Origin of the sequence: Gelidibacter japonicus, assembly GCF_010725055.1 — a bacterium.
Classification (GTDB): domain Bacteria; phylum Bacteroidota; class Bacteroidia; order Flavobacteriales; family Flavobacteriaceae; genus Gelidibacter; species Gelidibacter japonicus.
In genome coordinates this window covers 405,497-428,905 of sequence record NZ_BJKB01000002.1, presented here as the reverse complement: position 1 = coordinate 428,905, position 23,409 = coordinate 405,497, and the positions used below count along the sequence as shown (strand labels likewise).

Annotated in this window: 16 protein-coding genes; 13 read left to right on the top strand and 3 right to left on the bottom strand. The window is 38.5% G+C overall.

Features of this window, described 5'->3' with window-relative positions:
• The first annotated feature begins 527 nt into the window (after window positions 1-527).
• Complete coding sequence (gene rimO / locus G6N06_RS03755) at window positions 528-1,835, top strand: 30S ribosomal protein S12 methylthiotransferase RimO (protein WP_163514716.1); 1,308 nt, start codon at window positions 528-530, stop codon at window positions 1,833-1,835.
• An 88-nt stretch (window positions 1,836-1,923) separates the two neighbouring features.
• On the opposite strand, the gene mgtE is transcribed toward rimO, so the two are convergent.
• A complete protein-coding gene (gene mgtE / locus G6N06_RS03750) occupies window positions 1,924-3,264 on the bottom strand; it encodes a magnesium transporter (protein ID WP_163514715.1) in 1,341 nt (446 codons plus the stop codon).
• 322 nt (window positions 3,265-3,586) lie between these two features.
• Here mgtE and G6N06_RS03745 point away from each other — a divergent pair, with 322 nt between their 5' ends.
• The 5 genes from G6N06_RS03745 to G6N06_RS03725 are packed head-to-tail and all read left to right on the top strand — an operon-like array spanning window position 3,587 to window position 11,306.
• A complete protein-coding gene (locus G6N06_RS03745; protein WP_163514714.1) occupies window positions 3,587-4,273 on the top strand; it encodes a response regulator transcription factor in 687 nt (228 codons plus the stop codon).
• On the top strand, window positions 4,273-5,661 hold the full coding sequence (locus G6N06_RS03740) for a HAMP domain-containing sensor histidine kinase (protein WP_163514713.1): 1,389 nt from the start codon (window positions 4,273-4,275) through the stop codon (window positions 5,659-5,661). The genes G6N06_RS03745 and G6N06_RS03740 overlap by 1 nt, the downstream gene beginning before the upstream one ends.
• Window positions 5,662-5,700: 39 nt before the next feature.
• Window positions 5,701-7,071 (top strand): TolC family protein, encoded by a 1,371-nt coding sequence (locus G6N06_RS03735; protein ID WP_163514712.1) that lies wholly within the window; start codon window positions 5,701-5,703, stop codon window positions 7,069-7,071.
• A gap of 26 nt (window positions 7,072-7,097) precedes the next feature.
• Window positions 7,098-8,207: an efflux RND transporter periplasmic adaptor subunit gene (locus tag G6N06_RS03730; protein ID WP_163514711.1), complete on the top strand. Its 1,110-nt coding sequence runs from the start codon at window positions 7,098-7,100 to the stop codon at window positions 8,205-8,207.
• 9 nt (window positions 8,208-8,216) lie between these two features.
• Complete coding sequence (locus tag G6N06_RS03725; RefSeq protein WP_163514710.1) at window positions 8,217-11,306, top strand: efflux RND transporter permease subunit; 3,090 nt, start codon at window positions 8,217-8,219, stop codon at window positions 11,304-11,306.
• Window positions 11,307-11,542: 236 nt separating this feature from the next.
• Here G6N06_RS03725 and G6N06_RS03720 read toward each other — a convergent pair whose 3' ends face one another.
• Both G6N06_RS03720 and G6N06_RS03715 read right to left on the bottom strand, forming a co-directional pair.
• Window positions 11,543-12,853, bottom strand: coding sequence for a carboxypeptidase-like regulatory domain-containing protein (locus G6N06_RS03720; RefSeq protein ID WP_163514709.1), 1,311 nt, complete (start codon window positions 12,851-12,853; stop codon window positions 11,543-11,545).
• A 75-nt stretch (window positions 12,854-12,928) separates the two neighbouring features.
• The gene (locus G6N06_RS03715) at window positions 12,929-15,415 is read right to left on the bottom strand and encodes a M14 metallopeptidase family protein (protein WP_163514708.1); all 2,487 of its coding nucleotides are present in this window, start codon (window positions 15,413-15,415) and stop codon (window positions 12,929-12,931) included.
• Between the two features lie 120 nt (window positions 15,416-15,535).
• On the opposite strand from G6N06_RS03715, the gene bshC reads away from it, so the two are divergent.
• From bshC to G6N06_RS03680, 7 genes are all read left to right on the top strand, one after another.
• On the top strand, window positions 15,536-17,146 hold the full coding sequence (bshC, locus tag G6N06_RS03710) for a bacillithiol biosynthesis cysteine-adding enzyme BshC (protein WP_163514707.1): 1,611 nt from the start codon (window positions 15,536-15,538) through the stop codon (window positions 17,144-17,146).
• Between the two features lie 19 nt (window positions 17,147-17,165).
• Entirely contained in the window at window positions 17,166-18,536 is a 1,371-nt protein-coding gene (locus G6N06_RS03705) for a pyridoxal phosphate-dependent decarboxylase family protein (protein WP_163514784.1), read from the top strand.
• A 164-nt stretch (window positions 18,537-18,700) separates the two neighbouring features.
• Window positions 18,701-20,236 carry a glutamine-hydrolyzing GMP synthase gene (guaA, locus tag G6N06_RS03700; RefSeq protein ID WP_163514706.1) on the top strand — a complete coding sequence of 512 codons (1,536 nt, stop codon included), beginning with the start codon at window positions 18,701-18,703 and terminating at the stop codon, window positions 20,234-20,236.
• 54 nt (window positions 20,237-20,290) lie between these two features.
• Window positions 20,291-22,201, top strand: coding sequence for a LysM peptidoglycan-binding domain-containing protein (locus tag G6N06_RS03695; RefSeq protein ID WP_163514705.1), 1,911 nt, complete (start codon window positions 20,291-20,293; stop codon window positions 22,199-22,201).
• The gene (locus G6N06_RS03690; protein ID WP_163514704.1) at window positions 22,198-22,599 is read left to right on the top strand and encodes an OsmC family protein; all 402 of its coding nucleotides are present in this window, start codon (window positions 22,198-22,200) and stop codon (window positions 22,597-22,599) included. Before G6N06_RS03695 ends, G6N06_RS03690 begins: the two co-directional genes overlap by 4 nt.
• Complete coding sequence (locus G6N06_RS03685) at window positions 22,599-23,147, top strand: DUF922 domain-containing protein (RefSeq protein ID WP_163514703.1); 549 nt, start codon at window positions 22,599-22,601, stop codon at window positions 23,145-23,147. Before G6N06_RS03690 ends, G6N06_RS03685 begins: the two co-directional genes overlap by 1 nt.
• Entirely contained in the window at window positions 23,147-23,377 is a 231-nt protein-coding gene (locus G6N06_RS03680; protein WP_371865802.1) for a DUF3820 family protein, read from the top strand. The genes G6N06_RS03685 and G6N06_RS03680 overlap by 1 nt, the downstream gene beginning before the upstream one ends.
• Window positions 23,378-23,409: the final 32 nt, after the last annotated feature.

The following is a 23,409-nucleotide window of genomic DNA, read 5'->3' as shown; positions in this document are numbered from 1 at the left end:
TTCAGACTTCAGCCTTCAGCCTTCAGAGTTCAGCCGATGAAGCAAAATTTATTGCGCTATTTTCAATCAAACATAACCCAATTAATTCCTTCCCTTTCAAAGGGAAGGTGGCTTCATCCCGGGGATACGGAATGAAGTCGGAAGGGTTTGTTCTCATTCGACAATCAGGTAGTAAAGCAGAACAGGTATAAGCATTGAATTTGTGCAAGTTGAAAACCACCTCGTCTTCTGCTTCTTTACTGAAGCAGAAGCAACTCCTCCTTAAAAAGGAGGAGAAGTTGTAATGTTGCTAATTGTTTTCAAGCAGTCAAATCATCATCATCATCATCATCATCATCATCTTGCCTTCTGCGAAAATCTTCGCTACCTGCCCGACCGGATGGGCGCATCTGCGGGAGAAAAAAATTCCAAATCCAGGATTCAAGGTTCCATAGATCATGTTAAGTCCATATTACAATTATCAATCGCAAATCGTAATTCGTAAATCGTTTTCATTATGTATCTTTGCACACTTAATTTTTTTGAATATGAGAACGAAGTCGCTTAAAAAGAACCGCATAAACGTTGTGACCTTAGGTTGTAGCAAGAATGTTTATGACAGTGAAGTCCTTATGGGACAACTAAAGGCGAGCGGTAAAGATGTGGTGCATGAAGAGGAGGGCAATATTGTAGTGATCAATACCTGTGGTTTTATCAATAATGCGAAAGAAGAAAGCATCAATACCATTCTCGAATTTATGCAAAAAAAGGAAGATGGTGAAGTGGATAAGGTTTTCGTAACCGGATGCTTGAGTGAGCGTTATAAACCAGATTTACAAAAGGAAATTCCGAATGTGGACCAGTATTTTGGAACTACGGAATTACCGGGGTTATTAAAAGTGTTGGGTGCCGATTACAAGCATGAACTCATTGGTGAACGTTTAACGACAACTCCAAAAAATTATGCTTATTTAAAAATTGCCGAAGGCTGCGACAGACCTTGTAGTTTTTGTGCTATTCCAATTATGCGTGGCAAACATCGCTCCACACCAATTGAAGAGATTATTGTTGAAGCTGAAAAATTGGCAGCCAAAGGAGTAAAGGAATTAATTTTGATTGCCCAAGATTTAACCTATTACGGACTCGATTTATATAAAAAACGAAACCTTGCAGAATTACTTGAAGCGCTTGTAAAAGTAGAGGGTGTGGAGTGGATCCGTTTGCATTATGCGTTTCCAACGGGATTCCCGATGGATGTATTAGACGTAATGAAACGCGAGCCAAAGATTTGTAACTACCTTGATATTCCGTTGCAACATATTTCCAATAATATTCTTAAAAGCATGCGTCGCGGAACCACTAAGGAAAAAACGACAAAACTGCTTAAGGAATTTAGAAGTGCAGTTCCAGAAATGGCGATTAGAACCACCTTAATTGTAGGTTATCCAGGAGAAACAGAAGAAAATTTCCAGGAATTGAAACAATGGGTTACCGACATGCGTTTTGAACGTTTGGGCTGTTTTACCTATAGTCATGAAGAGAATACACATGCCTATAATTTGGAGGACGATGTGCCACAAGAAGTCAAGCAAGATCGTGCCAACCAGATTATGGAAATCCAATCCCAAATTTCTTGGGAGTTGAACCAAGCCAAAATAGGGCAGGAGTTTAAAGTGGTCATTGATCGTAAAGAGGGTAATTACTTTATTGGACGTACTGAATTTGACTCGCCAGACGTAGACAACGAAGTGCTGATTGATGCCACCAAAAATTATTTAAAAACAGGAGAGTTCGCTACTGTTACAATTACTGAAGCTGAAGATTTTGATCTTTATGGAGATGTAGTGACATCCTAAAATAAATTATTAATTGCTCTTTAAAATTAAACCAAATCTTTATTTGAATATATTTCTAATAAAGATTTGGTTTTTTGATGGCAATTTGTCAAAAGCCAAAATAGCGTGCGGCAAGAGAAAAATAAATCAGTACTCCACAAATATCAGCCAAAGACGTCACCAATGGTGCACTTGCCGTAGCCGGATCTATGTTTAGCTTAGTAAATATAAAAGGCAATAACATTCCAATGAGACTTCCAAGCATCACGTTTAGGACCATTGCCATACAGACCACAAGAATCACTTCTGGTGCCCTAAAACTCGCAACGGCCGCGACACTTGCCGCCATGGTCAATCCCAATAAGAAAGACACCAATAGCTCCCGCCCAATTAATTTATACCAATCTGACAATTGGATCTCACCTAAGGCCAAATAACGAATCATCAATGTGGCCGATTGTGATCCAGCGTTACCGCCACTATCAATTAATAAGGGCAGAAAGAATACCAGAGCAACAACTTGTTGAATGACATCTTCAAAACTCGCTAACGCAGCACCAGAAAAAACGTTCATAAATACTAAAAGAACGAGCCAAACAATCCTGTTCTTGTAAAGTGAAAAGATGCGTTCCTTAAGTGGGTTCTTGCTTGCATTTTGAACCGATCCAAATTTATGGAAGTCTTCTGTGCCTTCTTCTTCAATAACGTCCAAGATGTCATCAAACGTAACGATACCTAAAAGCACGCCTTCATTGCTCAGGACAGGTAAAGCTTCCCGATCATAATCCTTAAACACCTGAATAGCCATTTCTTGATCATCTAGTGCGTTTAAGAAAACGAAACGATGATCAGTAAGCTCCTTTACAAGTTGTTCAGGATGGGCCAGTATTAAATCTTTAATAGATAAATCATCAATTAGCTTCCAGTCTTGGTCAATAATATAAATAACGTTTAAAGTTTCAGAATCTTGGCCAAATTTTCTGATGTGCTCAAAAGCTTTGGCAACGGTAATATCCTCTTTAATGGCTACAAATTCAGGAGTCATCAATCGGCCAATACTGTCTTTTGGATAGCTTAAAAGTTGAACGGTAATTTTGCGCTCTTCGGGAGACAGCATTTCAATGAGGCTCTGTGCGATGTCTCGAGGTAAATCTTCAAAAAATGCAGTTCGATCATCCGGCTCAATATCATTGAGCAATCGTGTCAGTTTTTGAGAATTCTCAGATAGCCCATCAATGATTTCCTCTTGATCAGATTGCGGAAGCATTTTAAATACTTGCTTAGCTTGATCTCTGGATAATAATCGGAACAAGATGATCTTATCATTCTTTGAAAAGTTTTCAACCATCAATGACAAGTCTAAAGCATCCATGTCCTTTAAGGAGCGCTTTAACTCACGCCATTTTTTATTCTTTATTAAGTCGAGAAAATGAGGTTTGGTAAGTTGCATAAACGAATCTTTATATCCATAGAGTTTTCTAAAAACATCACTTGTATGAGAGTTTTTTAGAATTTTGAATGTAAATGTAAGTCTAATTTTTTTCTTAAATAAGCACAGCGTTTGTTCCTTTTGATGAACTTATTATTATCGTCAAAATTCATTATAAAACTGATTTTACGCAATGAAAATCCATAGACACTTAAAGCTTTTACGATTGCTACAAAACTATGAGCGCTGTACCCTCGATGCCTGTGACCCTTGGACTTCACCAAATCATTGCAAATTTAATTTTATATTCCTTAATTTTGATTATTGAAAAATAATCGGTCAGGTGAAAAAAATACTAATTATTGAAGATGATCCGGAACTGAACAGGAATATAAAAGAAGCTCTTGTGGCTGAGAACATGCAGGTGGAAACTGTTTATGACGGCTTGTTGGCGGAACGAATTCTTAGTAAATCACAATTCGACTGCATCTTGTTAGATATTAATTTGCCCGGAAAGAACGGTTTCGATTTGGCGAAGGATTTTCGGACACATAATATCGCCACTCCTATTCTAATGATTTCGGCATTTTCTGAACTGGAAGATAAAGTCCATGGTTACGAAATGGGGGCAGACGATTATATAACCAAGCCTTTTTATATGCGCGAACTGATTTTAAAGATCAATTCCCTTATAAAACGCAGTCAAAATATTCCAGTTGATCTTCAAGAAAACGAAATTATTATAGCTGGTGATCTACAGGTGAATACCAAATTAAAAAAAGTAAGTAGACAGGAAATTGAAATTCCACTCACGCCAAGAGAGTATCAAATTTTACTGAAACTTATAGAGTCGAAAGGTGAAATTGTTTCTAAACAGCGGCTAATCGAAGAAATTTGGGGGAGATCTTTTGACGCTAACACCAATACGATTGAAGTCTATATTAATTTTTTAAGAAAGAAAATTGATCGTCCCTTTGATAAAGAATCCATCAAAACCAAAATAGGATACGGCTATTATTTTGAAGACTGATGAGTATTAGAAGAAAGATCCTATTGTATTTTTCAACAACCATTGTCAGTTTGTTGGGCATCACCTTATTTTTTATTTATACTCTTTTTTATGAATATCGTGAAGAGGAATTTCAGCAAAAACAGAAACAGAAAATTATCTCGACCATAAGGTTTTTAACTGAAATTAAACAAGCCGATGAATCCATTATTCAAGCTATGGATCGGATCAGTATCAATGAATTTTACGACGAGAAACTCTTGATTTTTGACCATTCCAAAACCTTGATTTATTCCAGTATTGATGATTTACAGATTCCTCAGAAAGATATCGACAGTATTCTTAAGGTGTTGACCATCGTTAATCCTTGGTTGGAAACCAAAGACGATTTATACGACGTGGTAGGTGTCTATATAAAATACAATAACAATACCTACTACGGCATCAACAAAGCTTTTGATGAATCGGGGTATTCAAAATTGGATTTTTTGCGCTATGTTTTAATATTTACGTTTTTAGGAATCACACTGGTCGTTATTTTAATTGCGTATTATCTCTCACGAATTATATCAGAGCCAATAGTTGATATCACTAAAAAGATTACCAATTATAATTTTGATACGCTTTATATTCCAATAGAAGTGGAGCGTTCGGAAAATGAAATAGTGGTTTTGGCCGAGCAGTTCAACAAGTTGATGAAACGGATGAAGGAAGCCGTTTCTTTTCAGAAACACGCCATCAACCACATTTCACATGAGTTAAAAACCCCTATTGCTGTTCTGGTTTCCAATTTTGAGCGCATGCTAAATGAAACGGACTTGGACGTATTGAAATCACTGATCAATCGTCAGAAAGAGGACACCAAAAATCTTAGTGAAATTATAAATCTCTTGTTGGAACTTTCAAAAACCGATGGTGGACATAGCATTCCAAAAACCAACATTCGGGTGGATGAGTTGATTTTTGATACAATGGACGAACTGTCCATATTATATCCGGATTTTGAATTCTCAGTCGATTATATTGGCCCTACAGACAACGAGAGCCTATTGACGATTCAAGGTTCTGCGCGATTGTTAAAAGCGGCTTTTATGAACCTGATGTTGAATTCCATCCATTACAGTTCTAATAAGGAAGGTAGCATTCATATCATTACTGATAAAAAACAACTTCAATTGGATTTTATAAATGAAGGCCCTGTTATCACTAAGGAGGAACAGAAATTTCTTTTTCAACACTTTTTCAGAGGAGAAAATAGTAAAGGTAAATCGGGCTTTGGATTGGGACTTGTTTTCATTTATAATATTATTTCACAGCACCAAGGGTTTATTTCTTATCACACGGACCATAAAAATTTAAATACCTTCACTGTAATATTTCCTATTAAGAGTCAATTAGACAAATCTTAAGTTAAACTTTATCCATTTTAAGGTCTTTTTAAGCTTGATTTGAAGTCTTTTGCCACCATGGAATTGAAAGGCATTAAAACAAATGGTGAAAATGTACAAGGTAATGGACGAATCTTCTCGAAGATTACCTTCTTACTATTCATAGGATTTAGCTCCACTCTGTTATCACAGGTACGACAAACAGACACCCTAAAACTTAGCAGGCAACACTATGAAGAACTTTTCTTGAAGCAAAACCTACTGCTTCTTGCCGAGACTTACAAAATAAATCAGGCGGAGGCCATGGTGCTACAGGCCAAACTTTGGCCTAATCCAAACTTGAGCATTGAAGAAGTTAATCTTTGGGCCACTGATAAACAACTGTCTTATTTAGATGAACCACTGCCACAGGTTTTTGGGAATGTGGCCCAAAACACTCAGTTTGCAGTTCAATTGGAGCAACAAATTGTTACCGCCAGGAAACGGAAAAAACAAATGGATGTTGAAAAGGTTGGCGTTAAAGTAGCTGAACAGGAATTTGAAGAACTGCTCCGAAATCTAAAATATGAGTTTAGAAATACGCTCACAGAATTACAGTATTTGCAATTGTACAATCGCGTTTTTTTAGAACAACGCGATTTGATCCGAAATCTTCTAAATGCTTATAAAAGACAGCTGGAAAATGATCATATTAGCAAGGGCGAGTACATGCGACTCCAAACGCTGCAATTGGAAGTTTCAAAAGAAATCAATGAACTTTCCAAGGCCAAAAACGATGCCGAAAAAGAACTAAAGGTTCTTTTGAGCATTACTGGACCTGCGAGTTTATTTGTGCTTGAAGAAGATTTTACGCCCAATCTGCAAAATCTTCAAAATCTTGATATGTTGAACCTTGAGCAAGATTTCTTGAGGTATAGACCCGATGTCAAATTGGCGGAACTGGAAAATGAATACTTTAAGAGTTTGCTGACCTATGAAAAATCGCAAGCCATACCTGATATCAATTTGAATGCCTCTTACGATCGTGGAGGAGGTGTATGGCCAAGTTTCTTCGGATTTGGTCTATCTATAGACTTACCTGTTTTTAACAGAAATCAAGGCGCAATCGCGCATGCACAAATGGGTATTGAAAACACCACTTACCTATCCAATGACCTTCGGTTAAGGGCACGCGCCGAATTTGATCAGAACTATAAGGATTTCAGAGCCGCCTTAACATTTTATGAGAGCATAGATCCTGATTTTGAAACAGATTTAGATGAGATCTTTGAGAGTTACACAAAGAATTTTGTGAATAGAAACATCAGCCTATTGCAATATTTGGATTTTCAGGAAGCCTATTTGGAAAATAAGAGAATTATCCTCGAGGCAAAGAAAGAAATCCATCTGCAATTGGAAAGGCTCCAATATACCGTCGGAACAGAAATTTAATCATCACTTATTTAACCTATCAAAGCATGTATCATAATAATTTATATCGTCTTACCCTTTTTGCTTTAGTGCTCTTACTCACCAGTAGTTGTGCTAAAAATAAAAATGAACATCTCATCCAAAAAGAGAGCGCTTCTTTTTGTTTGAACGATTTTATGAAAGATGATATTATCAAAGTACCCATAGAAAAAAAAGCCATTACAGAATCTATTTTGCTAAATGCCAAAGTGGAGACCAACCCAGACAAAATGGTTCACTTTGTAAGCTTGGTTAGTGGCGTCGTTACTAAAACCTATTTTTCTTCCGGTGATGAGGTCAGAAAAGGACAGTTACTTTTAGAGATGATGAGCGGCGAATTAAGTCAGCTCACAGCCCAGAAATCGAGTCTCCAATCTCAAATCCTTGTCGCTCAACGTGAATTGGAATCGGTTCAGGAAATGCATCGTGATAAGATAGCCTCCCAGAGAGATTTGATAGAGGCACAAAGCAATTTGGATGTGTTGAAAGCAGAATTGCAAAATACCAACGCGCAACTTAATTTATATAGTGCGAGTACGGAGCGTGGTGTGTTTCAGGTTAGAGCTTCGTCATCGGGGACCATTATCAGTAAAAATGTAGCCGCCGGCATGCAGGTATCGGCAGAAGGTGAACCGCTTTTTACAATATCCGATTTAGACGAAGTTTGGATCATGGCCAATATTTACGCTGGCAATATTCCGTATGTAAAGCAGGGCATGCCGGTTGAAATAACGGCCGTGCCTTATTCCAATGAGCTGTTTTTTGGAGAAATTAATACAATATCACAAGTGTTTGATTCCGATGAACGTGTTTTAAAAGCACGTATCGTGATGGATAATAAAGAAGGCAAACTCATGCCAGGAATGCTGGTGGATGTGACCGTTGAGAAGGAGGAAGGTCTCATGGCCAACGCGGCTCCTGTAAATGCATTGATTTTTGATGATAACCAACATTTTCTTGTTCTATATAAATCTGATTGCGATATCGAAGTCCGAAAGGTGACACCCAATATCCAAAATGGTAACACGGTCTATTTTGAAAACAATATTGACGAAGGCGAACAGATTATTACAAAAAATCACTTACTGATTTATAACCATATAAAAGCTTTAAAGTAATCCTTATCCATGAAGAAATTTGTCCAAGGTATTGTGGGGTTTTCCTTAAAAAACTCCACCATTGTGTTTTTTCTAACAGGATTATTGCTGGTGGCTGGGATCATAAATTATATCAAAATTCCGATCGAAGCATTTCCGGATGTCACCAATACCAGAGCGCGAATCATTACGCAATGGCCAGGTAGAAGTGCTGAAGAAGTTGAAAAGTTTATTACACTTCCAGTTTCTAAGGAAATGAATACCATTCCGAAAAAGGCTGAAGTGCGCTCCATTTCGTTATTTGGGCTTTCGGTGGTCACCGTTATTTTTGATGATGATGTTGAAGATTTTTATGCACAACAATATGCTTCCAATAGGCTTCAAGGCTTGGTATTGCCCGAGGGGAGTGACGCACAGATAGAGCCACCTTCTGGAGCGACGGGTGAAATTTTTAGATATGTGGTGAAAAGTGATTTGCCAATCAAGGAAATTTCTGCCATTCACGATTGGGTGATTGAACGCGAACTTTTATCCGTTCCCGGCGTTGCCGATGTTGCGAGTTTTGGAGGTGAAGAGAAGATATATGAAATCCAGATCAATCCCAGCGAATTAAAAAATTATGATCTTTCGCCCTTAGACGTTTATGAAGCGGTATCTAAAAGCAATATCAATGTTGGCGGCGATGTCATTCAACGTGGCGATCAAGCCTATGCCGTTCGAGGTGTGGGCTTATTGGAAAGCGTTGAAGACATAGAAAATATTTTGATTACGGTAAATGGTTCGACCCCTGTTTTGGTAAAGCATGTGGCCGAAGTCATAATTGCTGCCAAACCAAGATTGGGCCAAGTGGGTCTGGATGAAGATGATGATCTTGTTCAGGGCATTGTGATCATGTTGAGAGGTGAAAATCCTGCCGATGTTATTGAGGGCTTAAAAACCAGAATAAATGAACTGAACACCCGAATTCTACCTAAAAATGTGGAAATAGTTCCTTTTATTGACCGTTCAGAACTGGTTGAAACTACCGTAAAAACGGTTACTACCAACTTAATTGAAGGCGTTATTTTGGTGTCACTGATCGTGTTTATCTTTCTTTATAATTGGAGAACCACCTTGATTGTAGCATCGGTCATTCCGCTATCCTTTTTATTTGCGATCATCATGTTGCGCATTCAAGGTTTGCCAGCCAATTTAATATCTATGGGTGCGCTTGATTTTGGCTTGCTACTAGAAGGAACTTTGGTTATTGTGGAACAGGTTTTTGTTTCACTTCAAATAAAATCCCGTCTTATGGGAAGAGATAAATTCGCCAAAGTTTCTAAATTGGGAATTATTAAAAAGAGTGTGGGCAAGGTGTCAACCCCCATATTTTTTGCACTGTTTATTCTCATTGTAGCCTTGATGCCAATTTTTTCATTCCAGAAAGTTGAAGGAAAGATGTTTTCACCATTGGCGTTTACTTTGGGTTATGCACTGTTAGGCTCGTTGATTTTGAGCCTGACTTATGTGCCGGCCATGTGTAAAGTCCTGTTGAATAAGGGAGTGAATGATAAGGAAAGTATTGTGTCAAGGTTTTTTAATGTCCAATTCTTCAAACTTTTTAAGTTTACAGATAAGTATAGAAAGGCAACCTTATATACGTTTGTAGGTTTGTTGGTGATATGTGCTGTAAAGTTCAGTTACTATGGCACTGAATTCCTGCCAAAATTAAATGAGGGTGCCATTTATGTCCGTGCCACCTTACCGGTAAGTATCCATTTGGACGAATCGGTGAAGCTGGCCCAGGAAATGAAAGAAAAAATAAGACAGCACGACGAAATTAAATTTGTATTGACTCAAACGGGACGTCCCAATGATGGTACTGATCCTACCGGTTTTTTTAATATCGAATTCCATATTGAGTTAAAACCTGAAGACGAATGGGAGCGAGCTATTTCTAAAGACGATTTAATGGCAGAAATACGGGACGATTTGGAAACCTATCCCGGGATCAATTTCGGATTTAGTCAGCCTATTCAAGACAACGTGGAAGAATATGTGGCCGGTGTTAAAAGCTCCTTGGTGGTGAAAATTTTTGGTGATGATCTTTTCGAATTGGAAGAGAAGGCCCATGAGGTTGCAGATGCCATCCGGGATATTGAAGGTATTACCGATTTGAACGTTTATGAAAATATCGGTCAACCCGAATTGCGAATTCAGCTACACGATCATAAAATGGCAAGATATGGTGTGACCATGGCTGATGCGCAATCGGTGGTGGCCATGGCCATCGGAGGTCAGGCAGCCACTACTTTTTATGAAGGCGAACGGATGTTTGATGTGCGCATTAGATATCAAAAACCACATCGTGAATCGGCTGAAGCTATTGGTAATATCTTAGTGCCTGTTTATGATGGTAATTATGTGCCATTAAAGGAGATAGCTACTATCGATTTTCATACGGGGCCGGCATTTATTTACCGAGAAGGCAACAGCCGTTATATTGGTGTAGGATTTAGTATTGAGGGCCGTGACCTGGGAAGCACCATTGCAGAAGCACGAAAAAAAGTGGACGCTGAAGTCGAAATTCCATCGTACAACAAAGTGGAGTGGGCTGGAGAGTTTGAAAGTAAGGAACGTGCCAGTAAGCAATTAATGGTGGTTGTTCCTATCTCATTATTACTGATTCTTTTCTTGTTGTACATGAACTTCGGGAACGTCAAAGACACTATTATTGCTGCGCTTACCCTGCCTTTTGCCTTTATTGGCGGCTTGATCTCATTATGGGTTACAGGAACGGTTTTTGGTATTTCGGCGGGGATCGGCTTTATTATCCTTTTTGGGGTGTCAACCATTAACGGACTGATTTTGATTACCGTTATTCATGAGAAATTACGGGAACGCCATAATTTAAGAGAAGCCATTTCTTTGGGGGTGCAAGAAAAAATAAGACCCATTGTTATGATAGGCCTCATGGGGGCCATGGGGCTGTTGCCAGCTGCACTGTCGCATGGTATGGGCTCTGAAATTCAAAAGCCCTTGGCGATTATGATTGTGGGAGGGATTTTAATTTGTACCCTGCTTTCCTTGACGGTATTGCCCCAGTTGTTTTATTTGGCGTATAGAAAATCTAAAGAGTAATAGATGGAGGGTAGAAAATAGAAAATAGAGGGTAGAGAGGGTAGAAAATAGAAAATAGACGGTAGAGAAAGTAGAAAATAGAGGATAGAAATTAGAGGGTAGTAGACAGTCTTCAGTAGGCAGTCTTCAGTTGACGGTATTCGATCGGTAGTAGGTTGTAGTTTGGGAGTCGCAGGTGTCTTCGGTCATCAGTTATCGGTCACCCATCGCCCTGTCATCGCTCATCCTTCACGCATTTACTCATTCCCTTTTCTTCTCTCCATTTGTCGGTTGATTTTATCGATGGCAGATTCAATAGATTTCTCGGGTTCAATAATGTTGTATTCTCCCCAAAAATCAGGGTCAGAAAAACCAGAGGCTTCATCACTTAAAATAACCGTAGGTCGCAAGGTTTCTTTTCGAGTGAAGGAATCTCCCAAATTCTTTGCCCAATCGGTAATGGCCATTTCACTGTTTAATGTGTAAACGTTGTTAAATAAACGTCCTCTCCAGATCACTTTAAATGTTAATTGGAGGTTGCTATATCCGTAGTGCCACTTACCGTTATGGTTTCTATAATCCACACGATAGGCTGCTTCTGTTGGATAAACAGTAACTCTATTCGGTTTCTTTCTAACAAACATTTTTGCCGCCATTTCACGATTTTCAACATTCAAATTGTAGATAGCGCTAACCAGTGAAAAAGTTTCAGCATCAATATAAAGTTTGCCGTAATGCATCGGTATAACAATGTTTTCATGGGGCTTGAATTTTACCACATATACACTACGGTTATTGATTTCAGTAGATTTATCAAAAGAAAACTCATAATTGCTGAAATCGTTTTCAGAAAATATATACTGCGGATATTTGATCACATCTGCGTAAAGTGCGCTAAACGGACCGCCTTCTAATTTTAGGGCTAGCGTGTCCAACCGATTATAATCGGTGCTTTTTCTAGCTTTGATAAGTTTGATTTTATCTGATTTAGAGGAGGCGTAGGGCTCTCGGTAAATTTCTACTACGGCTTCAGATAGGGATGCGTTGCGACGTCTTTTCTTAATGGTCTCTCTATAAAATGCGGTCATTATGGTTTCTTCAGTGAGGAAATGGTCACTTTTTTTATCCAATGCTGCTTTTACTAGGGTGTATGCATCCTTTGGGACATTTATTTTAACTTCCGAAAGTTCCATTGCCGCTTCGTCCAATAAGATTTGAATATCGTCGCCATTTAAATTAGAAAGGGGAATGGTCTTGACTTGATATCCCAAAAAAGAGATACTGATGGTGTTATCGACCATGGTTTTGGGAACTTTTAATAAAAATTCGCCCTCAGAATTGGTTATTGTGCTGATATTAGTTCCATCAACGATTAAAGTAGCAAAGGATAAAGGTGCTTTGGATTTGCTGTCAATAACCGTTCCTTTAAATTCAGAAAATGTTTGTACTATTTGTTGCTCTTGGAAAAAATTGAATGCGAACATTTCCATCCCACCAGAAACAATAAATACCATACATAGCAGATAATTTTTATATGCGAGGAAAACGAAATTGAGTTTTGTTTTCATAATCTGTTAGTTTTTGTTATTAAAATACGAAATAAAACAGACGTGCAAATGGCTTTAACTGTTAATTTTAGTGTTCTACTGTTCGAAGGCATTATTGTTTACAAAGAAAATGGCATTGACAAAAAATAATTTGCCATTTTCCCAAAAATTCCTGAAAAGGATATTATCTGCCATGTAAATCATACTTCCCTTACCGAGGCGTTCCTCACCGAAAACCAAAGAATTCTCAAGATTTTCCAAGGTGTTTTTTCCTGCAAATCCAGATATTTTCTTTGGGTTTACACCTAAATGGCCAACATTGTAGCCTTTCTCCAATAAACTGTAAGCCGAAGTTCCCGATTTTAAAGTAAAATAGTTTTGATCATATCCAAAAGCCATCGGATGCGTGTTGTCTATCTCCGTTTTAAAAATGGTTCCAGTAATCAAATCATTGGTATTGTCACGCTCTCGTTCTGCATAAGGAACGAGGTTGTTCTTTACTGAGGTGGTATCTTTAGGTTTGTTTTTCTTTAAATCAAAATCTTTATGGTCTGCGAAAATGTTTAAAGCTCCATCTATCGCAATCACCTTTCCTCCTTTTTTGACCCAATTTTGAAGTTTTTCCATGTTGGCTTCATTGAAGAGTTTTCCATAAGATCCGTTTGGAATCACCAATACCGTATATTTATCGAGATTGGTTCTGGCAAAATCATTGGTATTTATTGATGTTATAGGGTAATGCAATTGTTGCTCAAAGAAATGCCACACTTCGCCATAACCTAAAGATGAGGTGTAATTGCCGGAGAGTACTGCAATATTATGTTTATTGACCAACTTCACATCTGGCGAACCAAAATCGGGTCCTGTTTTCGAAAATCCACTTAAAACGGGAACCACTTTTCTCTTATGTTTATTTGCAGCGGCGATTACTAGGTCATCAAAATTTTCTACTTTTTTATTGTCACCTCGTATAATTATCAATGCTCCTCTATTAAATGATTCTGAGTTTCTGGTGGTTAGAGGCTTTTCTGTGAAGCGTATTTTAATGTTTTGTTTTAATAATTCGGCTAAAAACTCGGCATCTTTCATATGGTCCCATTTGGAGACGTACGCGACGGCATTGGTGTTTTTTGTGTTTAATTCTGGAGTTTTTCCAACAACTGTAGTTGCGACTAAATTGGAGCTCGCCATAGCATCCAATCCATAGGCATAAGGTAAACTCCAAGCGGTAATGTCGTAAGTAATTGAATCTGCCAATTGTGTGTGTGGTTCAAATAATACCTGCACCATTTGGCCTTTTGGCTGAAGGGCGCTGACCACCAAGTCTTCTGAATTTGCATTACGACTGCCCGTTTTACCGTCCTTATAACTGTAGCCAGTAATTTTTCCTGATGCCGCGGCCCCGTAAATGATTTCATGTTGGTCCAATAGCTCTTTTAATCCGTTAATTTTATCTGCCGAACCACGCATCACATAGCTTTTATACTTAACATTTTTATTGGCGAAGAACTTTTTGAATTCGGTATTTAGTTTTTCTGCATTTTTTGAAGCCATTTCTACCGTTGATAAACCCGTAGTGCAATGATGTTCCAGGCGGTCTACTAAGGTTAGGATATCGCCTTCATCATTCAAAACGCCCAATCCTGATTGGCCACTTTGCTCATAGGTCATTCCGATGGCACCCATATAGGTCGGGTAAGTATCGCCATAACTTGGGTAAAGCAAATCAAACCGCTCTTGTGTAAAGTACAGCCAACCTTTGGCATCAAAGTATTTGGCGTGATTTTCTCCAATCTGCGTCTGGAAATCGCGTTGCCAATCGGTAATGATGTCGTGAAAAGGTTCGGCAGCTGGCGCAAAATAATACGGATCATTGATGCCCTGTTCGTGAAAATCGACATGAATTTGAGGCAACCACTTATTATAGACTTTTAAGAGTGCCTGTGTTTCTTTTTGACTTGCCCAAACCCAATCTCTGTTCAGGTCAAACAGATAATGGTTGGCCCTTCCTCTTGGCCAAGGCTCATTCTGTTCGCTGGCTTGTTGATCAATATTATATGGGGTGCTTTTTGTTTGATTGTACCAATTGACGTAGCGGTCACGACCATCAGGATTTAAACAAGGATCAATGATAACCACCGTGTTTTTTAGCCATTCTTGTTTTTCTGTCAATAAGGTGAATATGGTTTTCATTGACGCTTCCGTGCTTGACGCCTCATTGCCATGAACATTATAGCTCAACCATACCACGACAATGTCATTGGAGGTTGAATTCCCATTGACAATCCCTGCATTTCTTAAGTGGTTTTGTCTGATGGTTTCAAGATTCTTTATGTTTTCCTCGGAAGATATAATCGCAGTATAAAGCGGTCGTCTTTCATAAGTCTCCCCATATTTTTCAAGTTTCACTTGATTGGGCATTTGGGCCGCTACCATTTTAAAATAGTCCACCACTTGATGGTGTCTTGAAAACTCAGTTCCCAATTCATAACCGAGAAACTCTGATGGCGATTGGAGGTGTTGCGCTTGTGATACAAAAATTGGACTCAAAAGGACAAAGAGGAAAAGGGATATTTTATGCATAATGAAGAGATGTAGTATAATTAGTTGAGTAAAGATAGGAAGCCAAAGTGAATTAACTTTAATTTAGTACTCAAAAAAAGTTAAGAGCATTATCTTTACAAATCAATTTTAAATTCAAATATGCCAACCCATTATATCCCATTTAAGGACACCAATTATTTTTCCTCTTTGATTTGCGATTATTTAGATGAAAGGGAATATCTCAAACCATTCTATAATCGATTTCCAAAACTTGAAAACTTTGAAAAGCAGATTGAAGAAAAGCAAATAAATTATAATAAGAACCATCGATCTGATTTGGTAAAAGTACTCATGCAGCAGTATGAGAATTTGAGTATTTCTTCCATTACCCTCACTAATATTGATCTTTTAAAACACGGTACAACCTTTACGGTGACTACGGGGCATCAACTGAATTTGTTTACGGGCCCCTTGTATTTTTTCTATAAAATTGTTTCTACAATTAATCTATGTAAGGAATTAAAAGCGGCCTACCCCCATTTTAATTTTGTGCCAATCTTTTGGATGGCCACTGAAGACCACGATTTTGAGGAAATCAACTTTTTTAATTTTAAGGGGAAAAAAGTACAATGGAATAGAAAGGCTTCTGGTGCTGTGGGTGAATTGGATTTAAAAGGCTTAGATCATGTGTATGAGGTATTCGCTGCTCAGTTGGACAAAAGTGAAAATGCAAAATCCTTAAAAAAACTATTTCAACAAGCTTATCTGGATCATGACAATTTAACAGAAGCAACCCGATTTTTGGTCAATAAGCTGTTCTCTGTTTACGGTTTGGTCATTTTGGATGGAAATGATCCCATATTAAAAAAAATGTATCTGCCCTATATTGCTCAAGAATTGATCGAGCAAACGGCATTCGAAAAAGTGTCCAAAACGAATCAGGCCATCAATGCATTGCCTTCCAATTATAAAATACAGGTCAATCCCAGAGAAATAAATTTATTTTATCTCAATAAAAATTTACGGGAACGGATTTTGGAAAACGAAGGCGTCTATAGCGTCTTGGATACAGATATTCGCTGGACTAAAGATGAATTACTTACTGAGGTGAACGAACACCCAGAGCGATTTAGCCCTAATGTTATCCTGCGCCCCATGTATCAAGAAATTGTTTTGCCCAATCTTTGTTATATCGGAGGTGGTGGGGAGTTGGCATATTGGTTACAATTGAAGTCTAATTTTGAAGCACAGGAGGTAACTTTTCCAATGTTATTGCTTCGGAATTCGGTACTGCTTGTCACAGAAAAGCAGAAAGAAAAACTTAGTAAGTTGAATGTTTCTTTTGCTGATCTATTTTTAAACCAGAATGATTTGATGTCCAAGGTCACCAAGTCTATTTCCGATATTAAAATCGATTTTACTCCACAGAAAGAACATCTTCAAAAACAATTTGAGGATCTATATGATTTGGCAGAGCAAACCGATAAATCCTTTAGGGGCGCGGTTGCGGCACAAGAGGTCAAACAAATTAAAGGCTTGGAGAATCTTGAGAAACGTCTGCTAAAAGCCCAAAAACGAAAAATGGAGGATGTCTTGGAACGTGTTAAAACCCTTCAGGATGAATTGTTCCCACGGCAAAGTCTCCAGGAACGATATCTAAATATTTCGGAATTTTATTTGGAATATGGTGAAGGAATCATTCAGAGTTTAATTGAAAACTTAGAACCTTTAAAAGCTGAATTTTTAATCTTGGATATTTCAAATCAATAAATCTGGAGCTATGAAAAGTATGCACAAAATTGATTTGAACCTCATTGAGATGACCCTGGATATCATGAAATATGTCATTGGACGAGTCTCTGCTACTGAACATATAATTGGCAAACCCAAAAAAGAAGAGGAACTCAAAAATTTGGTTGGAGAAACCATAACGGCCAAAGGGATTGGAGGTGAATATGCGTTTAATTTATGGAAGGACCATTTAGCAACGGCAAATGTGCCTGTAGATCACCCTCGAAATCTTGCCTTTGTGCCTGCTTCACCCACAAAAGCAGCCATTATGTTCGATTTGGTGACTTCGGCATCAAGTATACATGGTGCTTACTGGATGGAAGGTGCAGGTGGCATTTTTTGTGAAAATGAAGCCATGAAGTGGATTGTATCTCTTACAGGAATGCCCGAAGGTGCGTTTGGCGTATTTACGAGCGGAGGAACGGCGGCCAATTTATCCGCTATTGTAACGGCTAGAGAGCATTGGCGTGAAAATCCAGAATTTCAAAGAGAAAAGGGATTGATCATTACCTCCATTGGCGCGCATTCATCCATCAAAGCAATGGCAAAGGTGGCTGATGTCGATATCCTTTTGGTCGATTCTGAAGAGCGATTAACGGGTGAGGATCTAAGATTGGCCATCCGTGGCCTGACCGAGCATGAGCGAAAATGTCTTTTTGCTGTGGTCGCAACGGCGGGTACAACCAATGCAGGTATCATTGATGATTTGGATGATATTGCTTCGGTTTGCGAGCAGGAAAACTTATGGTTTCATGTGGATGCTGCCTACGGTGGTGGTGCTTTGGTTGCAGATTCAGTCCGCCATTTGTTTAATGGGATCGGAAAGGCAGATAGTGTTACCATCGACCCTCACAAATGGATGTTCTCACCTTACGATTGCGGCGCCGTGATTTATAAAAAGCCCGAATTGGCAAAGAATGCCCATTCCCAACAAGGATCCTATTTGGATATTTTTAAGGATGAAGGCGCACATGGTTTTAACCCTACAGATTATCAGATACAGTTGACCCGTCGTGTACGCGGATTACCATTGTGGTTTTCATTGGCAACCCATGGCACGGATCGGTACAAGGAAGCGGTGGAACGCGGTATTGAACTCGCACAAATTGCCGGAAGAATGATTGAAGCCCACCCCAATTTGGAGTTGGTGAGAGAACCAAGTTTGTCGTGTGTGTTGTACCGAAGAAAAGGTTGGCAACCCGAAGATTATACAGAATGGACTTATGAAAATCATCGCAAAGGCTTTGCTTTGGTCACCCCTACAAAATGGAAAAATGGAGATACCTATGAAACGGTTTCACGGTTTTGTTTTATCAATCCTGATACCACAGAAAGGGATATTGAGATGATTTTGGAATCCATGATTTGAGAATTAGAATGTAAATGGACGTTTTAAAAAACTGAAAATAAATCTTTTTTGATGAAGATTGTAGCCTCTTTGAAAGGATGACATCTTCTTGAAATTTGCTCATTATTTTACAATTTTCATCACTGCTAAATCGTAAATCTGAAAATCAATCCTTATTTTTGCGCATGCAACATAACAAAGTCCTTATTTTAGATTTCGGTTCGCAGTACACCCAGCTGATTGCGAGACGAGTTAGAGAACTCAATATATATTGTGAGATCCATCCATTCAATAAAATTCCAACAGAAATAGAAAGCTTTAAAGCGGTTATTTTATCTGGAGGTCCATCATCTGTAAGAGCAGAGAATGCGCCCCATCCAGATTTGTCAAAAATCAGAGGGCATATGCCATTGCTCGGCATATGTTATGGCGCCCAATATTTGTCCCATTTTTCTGGAGGATTGGTGGCGCCATCCGATTCACGTGAATATGGAAGGACGAATTTATCTTATATTAAAGTAAAGGAACCTTTATTCAATCATATCGATACTGGGAGCCAAGTGTGGATGAGCCATAGCGATACCATAAAAAAACTGCCTACGAACGGATTGTTGATTGCTAGTACTAAAGATGTAGAAAATGCGGCATTCATTATCGAAGGAGAGCAGACTTACGGCATTCAATTCCATCCTGAAGTGTATCATTCAACGGATGGAAAGCAACTTTTGGAGAACTTTTTGGTTCATATTGCAAAAGTTAATCAGGATTGGACTCCACAATCTTTTGTCGAAGAAACGGTTGAAGCTTTACGTGAACAAATTGGTAACGACAAAGTTGTCTTGGGTTTATCAGGTGGAGTGGACTCTTCAGTTGCTGCTATTTTACTTCATAAAGCCATTGGCAAAAATCTCTATTGCATTTTTGTAAACAATGGATTACTTCGTAAAAACGAATTTGAAAGTGTCCTTACCCAATATGAGGGTATGGGACTTAATGTAAAAGGGGTTGATGCTTCGGCACGTTTTTTGGATGCTCTTGCAGGAGTGAGCGATCCGGAGTTGAAACGTAAAGCTATCGGTCGTGTGTTCATTGAGGTTTTTGATGATGAAGCGCATCAAATTGAAGATGTGAAATGGTTGGCACAAGGCACAATTTATCCAGATGTAATTGAAAGCGTTTCTGCCACGGGAGGTCCAAGTGCTACTATTAAAAGCCATCATAATGTTGGAGGTTTGCCTGATTTTATGAAACTTAAAATAGTTGAGCCATTAAAGGCTCTGTTCAAGGATGAAGTGAGACGTGTAGGTGCTTCTATGAACATGGACGAAGGTATCTTAGGACGTCATCCGTTTCCAGGTCCTGGGTTGGCCATTCGTATTTTAGGTGATATTACTGCCGAAAAAGTACGAATCCTACAAGAAGTGGATGCTGTTTTTATCAACAATCTTAAATCGTGGAATTTATACGATAAAGTATGGCAGGCAGGAGCAATCTTGTTGCCTGTAAATAGTGTGGGAGTGATGGGTGATGAGCGTACATACGAAAAATGCGTCGCCTTAAGAGCGGTAGAAAGTACAGATGGTATGACTGCAGATTGGGTGAATTTACCGTATGAATTTTTACAAAACACATCCAATGAAATAATAAATAAAGTAAAAGGCGTTAATAGAGTAGTCTATGACATTAGTTCTAAACCGCCAGCAACTATTGAATGGGAATAACGAGGGGTGCAAGTTTTCAGCCGCAGTTTTCAGTCAATTACATATAAATAAAACATGAAAAAACTCATTTTAATTTGTGTCATTACCTTGTCTTGCAGTTGGTTTGCCCACGCACAAAAGTTTAAAGCGCATACGGTAAAGCAAGGAGAAACTGTAGAGTCGATTGCTAATAAATACCAAGTTTCCGTTTCTGATATTTATGCCTTAAATCCAGACGCCAAGAAGAAACTGACCCTGAACTCAGTTTTGATCATTCCAAATGCCGCTGCTATCTCGTCTGAGGCCGCAACTGAAACCAAGGAACTTATTGGTTATACCTCACATAAAGTAAAACGCAAGGAAACACTATATAGCATTTCAAAGGAATACAACATTGAAATTGAAGATATAAAAAAGCATAACAAGCGCTTATATTCTGAGAATTTAAGAAAAGGAGATCAGATCAGGATTCCGAAATATAAGACTGTGGTTTCGAATGTAACGCCAAGTAGCACCCTTAAAACCTATAAGGTGCAGCCTAAAGAAGGGAAATGGCGTGTGGCTTATAAATTTGGAATTACGGTTGCTGAATTGGAAGCACTGAATCCTGGTATGAACGAGATCTTACAACCAGGAGACGAAATAAATGTGCCAAGCACCACTGATGAAAAAGTTATTGATGACAACTTTAATTATTACACGGTCCAAAAAAGTGAAGGCTATTACCGATTGAAGATCAAACTTGGCTTGACCCAAGAGGATTTGGAAAGACTTAACCCCGAATTAAAGATTGATGGATTAAAAGAGGGGATGGTTTTAAAAGTGCCTCATAATGTCACCGTTGGTGAGGTGGTTGGAGAAGTTGAAAAAACAAATCTCGCCAAAAATATAAGAAATTTCAAAACCAAGCAAATTGCAGTCATGTTGCCGTTCCGCTTGAGTAGAGTGGATACCGATTCGGTTCAGGAGGCAAAGGATATGATTAAATCGGATAGGCGTTTATCAGTGTCTCTTGATTTTCATTCGGGCGTTTTAATGGCCATAGATTCGGCAAAACGGCTCGGCATTTCAACTAAATTGAAAGTTTTTGACACCGAAGATCAACCCGCTGAAATCACTAAGATTTTGAATGGTAACGATTTTTCCAATTATGATGCGGTAATCGGGCCCTTAATGGAAAATAATTTTGACCGTGTGGCTCGAGCCTTGGAAAAAGATGGTGTTCCAGTTATTTCTCCAATTACTAAACCACAGCAATTGTTCGATAATGTTTTCCAGACCATCCCTGAGCCAGAGATGCTTGAAAAAGCCATCATTCAGTTTGTGAAAGATGATGCCCTTAAAGTTAATGTGGTAATAATCGCAGACCATTCAAATAGAGCAATCAGTAATCGCTTAAAATCTGAGTTTCCAAGTGCGAAACAAATCTTCTCTCGTAAAGATGACAAGAGCGGACGAGATGCGTATTATATTATGGCCACCGATTTAAGCGGTGCTTTTTCTAATGGTAAAAATTATGTCTTTTTAGAAACTGCCAATGAAGCGTTAGTGTCAAATGTAACGAGTATGCTCAATGGATTGACCAACAGGAACCAGGATATTATTTTAGTTTCTACCAATAAAACCGATGCTTTTGAAGGCGCAAATGTGTCCAATTACCATTTAGCGAGTTTAAAATTCCATTACCCATCTATCAACAAAACTTTGAATTCAGAACAGCAAAATAGTTTTGTTAAATCGTATAAGGGTAAATACGGAATTGAGCCCAATAAATTTGCCGCCAGAGGTTTTGACCTGACTTTAGATGTTCTATTGCGATTGGCATCTGATGATGATTTGTACAAAGCATCAACCAATGCAGTTGAAACCCAATATACTGAAAACAAATTCAGATATTCCAAAAAACTGAACGGTGGTTATTATAATGAGGCTGTATATATTGTAAAGTATACGAGTGATCTCACTATAGAAGAAGCAAAATTATGACATCAAAAGTGGTTTATCTTGGCGCTTTAAGAACTGAATGTACCCATTTGAAATCTGGGAATGCATTTATTACTGATGCTCCTACGGATAACAATGGCAAAGGACTGGCTTTCTCTCCTACCGATACTGTCGCTACCGGATTGGCAAGTTGCATGATGACCGTTATGGGTATCAAGGCAAGGGATTTGGGTGTAGATATGACAGGTACTACGTCAGAAGTCACCAAAATAATGGCCAGTAATCCAAGGCGAATTTCAAAAATTGAAGTGCTCATGAATTTGCCATTTGAGGCAGATGATAAGACCAAAAAGATTCTTGAAAACACGGGCAGAACCTGTCCTGTCCTTTATAGTCTTCATCCAGACATAGAAAAAGCCATTACCTTTAAGTGGATGTGATGATCTACAATCTATTTGTTGTTTTGGCATTGGTTCTTAACGAACAGTCTATTAATGAGGAAGTTATAGAGTGGGAAGACACAGTTCAATTGAATTGGTCAGATTTTAAGGGTCGGCCTCAAAATTTTGGGGATGTTGTGGCGCTGACTTCTTCTGGAATTTCTTATAAGTTTTCCGTTAAGGAGGATCGACATAAAGTCACGGATTTTAATGTCCAGGTTCAAGCTCATTTTTACCCAAAACGTTCTTGGTTCCATAAGAAAAGAGCATCAGACCATATTCTTGCCCATGAGCAGTTGCATTTTGATATTACGGAATTATATGCGCGTAAATTCAGGAAGGAAATCACCCTTTTAAAAATTTCCAAAAACATCAAACGCGATCTGGAGAGTGTTTATAAACGCATTATCAATGAAATGGCGATCGAGCAATCTACATATGATCTTGAAACAAAACACTCAATGGACGCAAAGTCGCAATCGGATTGGAATAAAAGGATAAAAGATGCCTTAAAAGTCTACAACGATTATAAAAACCCCAATAAGTAGTGATAGAGCCTGATCAAAATTTTCTCATAAAACTTGCCCATACCAAAATGCCTTTCGGCAAGTATGAAGGTCGGTTCCTGATCGATTTACCGGAGTATTACGTGGTTTGGTATCATAACAAGGGATTTCCCAAGGGGCAACTTGGTCTGATGCTCCAAACCGTATATGAGCTAAAATTAAATGGTTTGGAGGACATAATTCGGAACATAAAACAGAGGTATCCAAAGTAATGTTTTAACTTTAAAAAATAAAAACACTCGTT